Genomic DNA, 8118 nt, shown 5'->3' with positions numbered 1-8118 from the left:
GCTGCCAGGCCCGCGGCCAGCAAGAGCACGACTGTCATGATGCCCAGAGCTTTCATGGTGATGGTTCCTTTCCGTTGTCCGGGGCCGGCGCCGCGGTGAGCGGGACGAGTTCCTCGGGGGCGAAATACAGATACCGTCCGTACCACTCCTGCAGTTCGGCGGCGGGGTCGGCCTCGAGGACCACCGCGACGTGCGTTCCGCCGTCGACGTCGAAGTGGACTCCGGTGACACGCCCCGACTTGCCGGCGAAGAAGAGGTCTTGGGCGTCGGCGCGGCGCAGCGGGACAACCCGCACCCTGCTGCCGCGTGAGATCGGGACGCCGTCGATGAAGACGGTGTCCGATCCCGGATCCACGGCGGCGTCCCGGGCCGGATCCCACCACGGCGTGCCGGCGCCGGTGTCCGCGGCGGAGGCGCCCGGAACCGAGAATTCCGGAACTGAGAACTCCGGATAGGCCGGGGCCGCGGGGCCGGGGAAGCCGTCGCCTCCGATGCTCCCGGGGCCGCGGGGCGCACCGGCGTGCGGGTTCCGCAGGATGCCGTGCAACTGCTGGAGCTCCTCTGCCGTCATGTTTTCGCAGCGTTCGATGATCGCCGCGGCCCGGGCATCGGTTGACCGGGCCTCCGCCTTTTCCGCATCGGTCAGGGTGAGCACCCGCAAGGTCAGGATTTCATCGATCTCCGTCGCGTCGAACAGTTCCACGGTGCTTTCCGGTGCCACCGCCGGATGGTCATAGAGGATGATCGGGGACAGGAGCAGGACATCGCGCTGCCCTTCGGGGCCGGCGAGCACGGGCCAGCAGYGGTGCTGGCTGCACGAAGCCGCCGCCGCCGCTGCCCATTCCGGCGGATCGATCACCGACAGGAAATCGGCATCGTGGACGGCGAGCAGGACATGGGCTCCGATGAACGAGTACTCGATGGCGGAACGCGTGTCGGTGGCCGCTGCCGCCGTGTTCTCCACCGTGACCCTGAGCAGCCACAGCGGACCGTGGGCCGGCCCCGCCGCGGCGCCGGCTTGGGCGGCGTGCCCCGGCGCCGCCATTTGCGTCGCCAGCAGGCGCACCTCGCCACGAAGCTCCTGCCGCCGGCGCACAAGCCGGCCGGCAATGGCGCCAGCGGAATCCAGCACGGGCTCGATGTCCTCGTTCGCCGGCACGTTCACCGGCGCGCACACGCCCGCGGCAAGCTGACTGAGGCTGTACGGCCCGAGGGTGATCTCCTGATCCGTTGCCTCGTCCCAGCTAAGCCACCGGGAGGCGCCGACGGTGAGTTCGTCGACGGGCGTGAAACCGCCGGCATCCGCGCGTTCGGCGGAGCGGCTCTGGAGGTGCAGGAAGCGCAGGTGCACGTCGACCCGGGCCGCGGGTCCCGGCTCGAGGAGGCAATCCGCTGCCATGTCCGGCTCTTCGCCGGCACCGGATTCAGCCGCGCCAGGTGGCCCGAGCACGCCGAACTGCCAGCGGGCCTGGTTCTTGGCGGATGAGGCGCGGTAGGGGTACAGGAGGTATCCCTCGTAGAGGACGGCGTCGGCGACGGCGCGGGCCAGGCTGAGTCCGGTGTTCACGGCACCGGGTCACCCGCCCCGGCCAGCAGCCCCTCGATGGCAGCCTCCCAGGAAATCAAGCCGTGGACCGCCTTGTACCTGGCCAGGGCCGCCAGGACGTCGCGGTCCAGGCGGATCCATCCCTGGTTCGGGAAGAACGCGTCCATCAGCGACCGCCAGGCCGCCACGGGCAGGGCGTACCGAGTTTCCCGGTCCCAGGGAATCTGCTCGACGCCGAAGCCCGCCGCGCCGCGCGTGAAGACCGTCCCGGAGAAGAGGAACTCCAGCGGGACCGTCCCGTCCCGCAGGGAGTTCAGGTATTTTGCCGCTGCGACCTCGAAGTCGAACGTGCAGGGCAGCGGCAGGTCAACGTCGGCACTGTCCGCAAATCCCTGCACCAGGATGCCGCTGTGCATCCAGATGAAGGGCTTGAGCGTGGTGGGCCACCGTCCGCGGGTGCCGAAGAGTTCCAGCAGCCCGGCTTCCTCGTCGGCGTCGTAGCCGCGGCGCTGGGCCAGGATCCGCACCTGGCACCGGAGGGCCATGGCATGGACGGCGGCGCCGCTTTTCTCCTGGATCCGCAGGCGGGCGGTCAGCTGGGGTGCGGCCGCGTAGGCCTCCGGGGCGATGTCCAGCACACTGAAATCGAGCTCAACCATGGCGTCCCTCCAGATCTGCAGCGGGGGCGCCCGGCCTGCTGCGGCGGCTGATCCGGTCGAAGAATCCCGCGAGCTCCTGGCGGGACTCCTGGCCGCCGTCGAAGCCCTTCCATACCCGCCGCAGGCGGCCCACCAGTTCGTAGCACGCATCGATGGGGACAAGGTGGCAGTCCGCGCGGTCCCGGTCGGGGCCGGGGGCGCGGATCAGCAGGGCTTCCGTGTCGGGGGCGAGCACGGTGATGGCAGGGTTGGCCGCCTCGACCGACGCCCAGGCAGCCAGGGGAAGTTCGGACTCCGTGGCGCCCGCGGGGCTCGGGTAGAAAGCGGCCGTCCGGCCAAGGGCTGAGTTGAAGAAGAAGAATGCCAGCCCCACCGGGATTTCCAGCTCGTCCCACTGGGCCTGGCCGAGCTCGAAGGGCTCGAACGAGAGGTAGCGGTCAGGGACGGAGCGGTAACGCAGATGGGCCGACGAGTCCGTGAACAGCAGATAGCAGGGCCGGCACGTGCACAGCAGGGAGCGGTTCTCCAGATCCACCACGTGCTGGTGGGCGTCCGGGATGGGCTCCGCGCACATCTCGCAGCGCTCGCCGGCGGGCTGGGCCGGGCGGGTGGACGCTATCCGGCGGAGCACGGCGAGCGCCGACGCGCTGTCTCCGGCGCTGTTGGCTCCGGCGCTGTTGTTTCCGGCGCTGCCGGCCGGCTGACTTCCGGTTCCCGGCGTCGCCGTCATGCCCTGCTCCGTTCCCGTGCCGCGGAATTCATGTGCCGGCACCTCACAGCGGGTCCGCGGTGGTGGGGACGGCCACGGAGGGAACCCCGTCGCGGAGCAGCAGCGGGAGGGGATCAAGATGCAGCGCCTTGTCCTCGAGGCAGGCCCCGGCCTTCCGGACGTCGTAGTGGCTGCGGCAGTGCGGGCAGCGCAACAGCCCCCCGCCCACCGGGGCAGCCAGAGCCCGCTGCAGCGAGGCGCCCGGCATGGTGTGGGTGCACCGCGGGCAGCGGTCCACAAACGCGTAGACGTCCGGGCCGATCCGGCACGTAAGTACCTCCACGCCCGCCACCAGGAAGCCGGCCACGGCTCCGGACTCCAGCTCAGCGAGGGCCGGGACCGCCCGCCACGTGCCTGAGGCCGGCGTGCCGGAGTCGGGGACCGCCCAGTCCGGCGCGGCACTGTGAGTGCCGCCGTCGGGCGGGCCGCCCAGCCCGTCCAGCCGCGAGCGCAGGGCGCCGACCGGGATGAGGGCGGGAACGGCGGCGGGAGCCGCCTCCTCCACTTCGATGCCGGTCACCTCGGGCGCCGCAGATTCGATCGCGTCCTCGACGGCGAGCTTGAGCGTCACCGACGACGACGGACAGCCCTGGCAGCTGCCCAGCAGCCTCAGCCGGACGACGCCTTCTTCGCTGATACCGAGCAGTTCCACATCCCCGCCGTGCGAGCCGAGGTAGGGCCGGACCGAGTCCAGGGCGCCGGCGACCCTGCCGGGCAGGTCCACGGGGTGCAGCCCGTGGATCAGGAGCAGGCCTGACACCAACGGGTCGGAGGTGAGGGCGGACACCGTTCCCGGGCCGAGCGCACCCTGCGAATCGAGCACGTGCAGGATCCGCTCCAGCCCGGCACCGTAGAGTTCCGTCACCTGCCGGACCAGTTCCTCCGCCCGGTCCCGGGCCACCGGACCGCCGGAGCCCAGTGCGTCCAGGAGGGAACTGATCCGTTCACCGGCCGAGCCCAACAGATTCTCCCGGTCCATGGCGGGCTACTCACCGGTGAGCGACTGCGTGGGGGAGTGCAGCAAGTCCAGCGTCTGCCCGTCGCCGAGATACATGTGGACGCCGCACGGCAGGCAGGGGTCGAAGCTGCGGACGGTGCGCATGATGTCGATGCCCTTGAAATGATCGCGGTCGTTCTCCTCGAAGATGGGCTGGCCCTGCACCGCGTCCTCATACGGGCCCGGTGTTCCCTCGGAGTCGCGCGGGCTGGCGTTCCAGGGCGTCGGCGGATAGGGATGGTAGTTGGCGATCTTGCCGTCGCGGATCACCATGTGGTGCGAGAGCACACCGCGGACGGCTTCGGTAAAGCCGCAGCTGATGGCTTCCTCCGGCACCTCGAAGGACTCCCACGTCTTGGTGCGGCCGGCCCGGATTTCCTCGAGCGCCTTTTCGGCGAAGTGCAGGGCGGCGGCCGCCGCGTAGGCCTGGAAATAGGTCCGGGCGCGGTTCCGCTCCAGCGTGTTGCTCCACTGCGGGATCTTCCATTCCAGGGTCACCGGGCCCTTCAGCGCAGTCTTGGGGAGCTCGATCTGGACGCTGCTGCCCGTTGACTTGAGGTAGCCGGTSTCGACGARGCCGGCAAGGGCGGTCGACCASAGCCGGGCMAGCGGSCCGCCGCCGGTATCCAGCGCCAGRTTGCTTTCGCCGTCAKWCCACCGYGGYGACATYACCCAGCTGTACTTGTCCTCSAGGTCGCGCTTCTGCGGCCGCGGGTTGGTGTGCTGGTTCCAAGGGTGCCGGCGGTCCACCGGGTTGCCCAGCGGGTCGCGGGTGACGAACATTTCCTGGTCGCCCCAGTCCTCGTAGTAGGACGAGCCCAGCATGATCCGGATCCCCAGGTTGATGCGCACCAAGTCCGTGGTCACGAGTTTGCCGTCCACCACGACGCCGGGGGTGACGAACATCTTCCGGCCCCACTCCGTCATGTCCTTGTAGGCGAAATTGCAGAACTCCGGGTCCTGGAAGGACCCCCAGCAGCCCAGCAGGGTGCGCCGCAGCCCCACCTGCTCGTACCCGGGCAGGGCCGCATAGAAGAAGTCGAAGAGGTCATCGTGCATCGGCACGACCTTCTTCATGAACTCCACGTACCGCATGAGCCTGGTGATGTAGTCCGTCATCAGCTGGATCGTCGCCACGGTGCCCACGCCGCCGGGGTAAAGCGTGGAGGGATGGACATGCCGGCCCTCCATCAGGCAGAACATTTCCCGGGTCATCCGGCTCACTTGCAGCGCCTCGCGGTAGAACTCCCCGGTAAACGGGTTCAGCGAGCGCATGATGTCCGCGATGGTGCGGTAGCCGTGCTCAGCGGCGTGCGGGGCCGGCGTGTTCTCGGCTTTGGCCAGCACCGACGGGTTGGTTTCGGAGACCATCTTTTCGCAGTAGTCCACGCCGACCAGGTTCTCCTGGAAGATGTTGTGGTCAAACATGTACTCGGCGGCCTCGCCCAGGTTGACGATCCATTCGCCCAAGTGGGGCGGCTTCACGCCGTAGGCCATGTTCTGCGCGTAACAGGAACAGGTGGCGTGGTTGTCGCCACAGATTCCGCAGATCCGGCTCGTGATGAAGTGCGCATCCCGGGGGTCCTTGCCGCGCATGAAGATGGAATAGCCGCGGAAAATCGAGGACGTGCTGTGGCATTCCACCACTTGGTTGTTCTTGAAATCGACCTTGGTGTAGATGCCGAGGCTGCCGACGATCCTTGTGATCGGGTCCCAGGCCATCTCCACCAGGTTCTCGCCCGCGGTACCGTCCGCCGAGGGCATCGGAATCGTCGAAGTCATTGCATTGCCTCTCTGCCTAGCGTCCCTACCAGGTCCGCTTGGCGCCGGTCAGCAGATCATTACCGGGTTTGCGCCAGCGGGGTTCCTGGTCCAGCGTGTGCTTCGTGATGTTCCGCAGTGTCCTGATGGTCTTGCCGTACGGCATGACCGACGCGGTCGACAGCTTGCCGCCGGGAGGTTCGTCCATGAACGGCATGAATTTGTCCGGGAAGCCCGGCATTGTGCAGCCGATGCAGATGCCGCCTACGTTGGGGCAGCCGCCGATTCCGTTCATCCAGCCGCGTTTGGGCACGTTGCACTTGACCACCGGTCCCCAGCAGCCGAGCTTGACGATGCACTTCGGGGACCCGTATTCGGTGGCGAAGTCGCCCTGTTCGTAGTACCCCGCGCGGTYGCATCCCTCGTGCACCGTCTGGCCAAACAGCCAGGTCGGCCGGAGCGCCTCATCCAGGGGAATCATGGGGGCCTGTCCGGTGGCCTGATACAGCAGGTACGTCATGGTTTCGGAAAGGTTGTCCGGCTGGATGGGGCAGCCCGGGACGCACACGATCGGGATCCCGGCTTTGGAGCGCCAGTCATACCCGAGATAGTCGGGCACCCCCATGGCGCCGGTGGGGTTTCCGGCCATGGCATGGATGCCGCCGTAGGTCGCACAGGTCCCGGCGGCGATGATCGCCGTCGCCTTGGGCGCCAGCCGGTCCAGCCACTCGCTGGTGGTGATCGGCTGTCCGGTGTCGAGGTTGTTGCCGAAGGCCGCCCAGTAGCCGCCCGCGGCGTGCAGCTTTTCATTCGGGATGGACCCCTCCACCACCAGCACAAACGGCTCCAGCTCGCCGCGGTCCGCCTTGCGGAACCACTCGAGGAAGTCGTCGGCGCCTTGCTGCGGGCCGCATTCGAAGTCGATCAGCGGCCAGTGCATGGCAATCTTGGGTAGTCCGGGAAGCGCCCCAAGGGCTATCTCCTCGACGCTTGGCTGGGTTGCCGCCGTCAGGGCCACGGAGTCACCGTCGCAACTGAGTCCGGCATTGATCCACAGGACGTGGATCAAGGTTTCTTCCGCTTTCAATGCAGTAGCTGTAGGCATCGTTGCCTCCTTCGGAGCCCGCCCTGTGGCCGCGGCTCGAATGTTGCGTCAACGGTCAAACGCGTAGTCCGCCAGAGCGCGGCGCACTCCCGGCGGCAGCCGCCGCCGGGTGGGGATTCTTCCGGATCCACTCCAGCCAGCCGTCCATGCCGTCGCCGGTGGTAGCTGACAGGGTCAGGACGTCGACGCCGGGATTGAGCAGGCGCGCCTGGCGCACGCAACGTTCGACGTCGAACTCCACATAGGGGAGCAGGTCTGCTTTGTTGATGATCACCAGGTCGGCAGCCAGGAACATGTGGGGGTATTTCTGCGGTTTGTCATCGCCCTCCGTAACTGAGATCACGACGACCCGGGCCGATTCGCCGAGGTCGAACAATGCCGGGCACACCAGGTTGCCCACGTTTTCGATGAAGAGTGTCGATCCGGGGACCGGATCCAGCGCGCCCAGCGCCCGCTGCAGCATCCCGGCATCCAGGTGGCAGCCCGCCCCGGTGTTGATTTGTATCACCGGCCGCCCGGTGGACCGGATCCGGTCGGCGTCCAGCGAGGTCTCCTGGTCCCCTTCGATCACACCAATGTCCAGCGCACCGGCAAGTTCCCTGATGGTCCGGACCAGGAGCGTGGTCTTGCCGGCCCCTGGGGAACTCATGACATTGAAGGCCTGGATGCCGCGTCCTTCCAGCCAACCCCGGTTCCGTGCGGCCAGGAGGTCGTTCTTGGCGAGCAGGTTCTCCTCCAGGGAGATGAGGGTCCGTCCTTGCGCCGCGGGGCTGTGCCCGGCGTCGGCTGTCCCGGGGGATTGGGGACGCGGATGGCCGTGATCGTGCTCGTGATCGTGCGGATGGCCGTGATCGTGCGGATGCTCGTGCGGATGCGGGTGCGGATGTTCGTGCGGGGCCGCAGCAGCGGGCAAGATGTCGTGCACAGTGCCGTCGAGGTCCGAAACCCTGGTGCCGGCGTCGTCGCCGCATCCGCACGTCGCACACATGTCTACGCAACCTCCACCGAGGTGACCAGGAGCTCCCGGCCACTGACGACTTCGACATCGGCACTGCCGCAGGGGCAGAGCAGAAACATGTCCTCAAGGACGAACTCGTCGCGGCAGCTGCGGCATCTGGCCCGGCCCTCGGATTCATCGATCGTCAGGGTTGCCCCGGCCAGCGGCGTGTCAGCTGAAACGACTTCGAAGCAAAAGCGCACGGCGTCCGGGAGGACGCCGCTCAAGGGCCCGATCCGCAGGTTGACGCCCGTCACGGAGCGGCCGCCGGTCCGGTCCAGGAC

Annotated in this window: 8 protein-coding genes; all 8 read right to left on the bottom strand. The window is 68.1% G+C overall.

The features are described from left to right. Positions 1 to 52 precede the first annotated feature (52 nt). Complete coding sequence (locus AC1D1S_RS17085; protein ID WP_476995009.1) at positions 53 to 1567, bottom strand: hypothetical protein; 1515 nt, start codon at positions 1565 to 1567, stop codon at positions 53 to 55. Beyond that, positions 1564 to 2205 (bottom strand): DUF6084 family protein, encoded by a 642-nt coding sequence (locus AC1D1S_RS17080; protein ID WP_476995008.1) that lies wholly within the window; start codon positions 2203 to 2205, stop codon positions 1564 to 1566. The genes AC1D1S_RS17085 and AC1D1S_RS17080 overlap by 4 nt, the downstream gene beginning before the upstream one ends. Continuing rightward, positions 2198 to 2935: a DUF5947 family protein gene (locus AC1D1S_RS17075; RefSeq protein WP_476995007.1), complete on the bottom strand. Its 738-nt coding sequence runs from the start codon at positions 2933 to 2935 to the stop codon at positions 2198 to 2200. The genes AC1D1S_RS17080 and AC1D1S_RS17075 overlap by 8 nt, the downstream gene beginning before the upstream one ends. Positions 2936 to 2978: 43 nt before the next feature. Further along, complete coding sequence (locus tag AC1D1S_RS17070) at positions 2979 to 3953, bottom strand: NifU family protein (RefSeq protein WP_476995006.1); 975 nt, start codon at positions 3951 to 3953, stop codon at positions 2979 to 2981. A 6-nt stretch (positions 3954 to 3959) separates the two neighbouring features. Continuing rightward, positions 3960 to 5753: a nickel-dependent hydrogenase large subunit gene (locus AC1D1S_RS17065; protein ID WP_476995005.1), complete on the bottom strand. Its 1794-nt coding sequence runs from the start codon at positions 5751 to 5753 to the stop codon at positions 3960 to 3962. Between the two features lie 25 nt (positions 5754 to 5778). After that, positions 5779 to 6837, bottom strand: a complete 1059-nt coding sequence (locus tag AC1D1S_RS17060; protein WP_476995004.1) for an NADH-quinone oxidoreductase subunit B family protein — start codon at positions 6835 to 6837, stop codon at positions 5779 to 5781. Positions 6838 to 6892: 55 nt separating this feature from the next. Continuing rightward, on the bottom strand, positions 6893 to 7825 hold the full coding sequence (gene hypB / locus AC1D1S_RS17055; protein WP_476995003.1) for a hydrogenase nickel incorporation protein HypB: 933 nt from the start codon (positions 7823 to 7825) through the stop codon (positions 6893 to 6895). Positions 7826 to 7827: 2 nt separating this feature from the next. Continuing rightward, on the bottom strand, positions 7828 to 8118 hold a 291-nt coding region (locus AC1D1S_RS17050; protein WP_476995002.1), incomplete at its 5' end, for a hydrogenase maturation nickel metallochaperone HypA/HybF.

This window comes from Arthrobacter sp. P1_A5 (genome assembly GCF_056406825.1).
Note: the sequence above shows the minus strand (reverse complement) of the source record. Positions and strands in the feature narration are given on the sequence as shown.

Bases quoted from the DNA above. Each gene is read 5' to 3' on its own strand.
- AC1D1S_RS17070 (WP_476995006.1), bottom strand. From the start codon at position 3,953: ATGGACCGGGAGAATCTGTTGGGCTCGGCCGGTGAACGGATCAGTTCC.
- AC1D1S_RS17075 (WP_476995007.1), bottom strand. From the start codon at position 2,935: ATGACGGCGACGCCGGGAACCGGAAGTCAGCCGGCCGGCAGCGCCGGA.
- AC1D1S_RS17080 (WP_476995008.1), bottom strand. From the start codon at position 2,205: ATGGTTGAGCTCGATTTCAGTGTGCTGGACATCGCCCCGGAGGCCTAC.
- hypB (WP_476995003.1), bottom strand. From the start codon at position 7,825: ATGTGTGCGACGTGCGGATGCGGCGACGACGCCGGCACCAGGGTTTCG.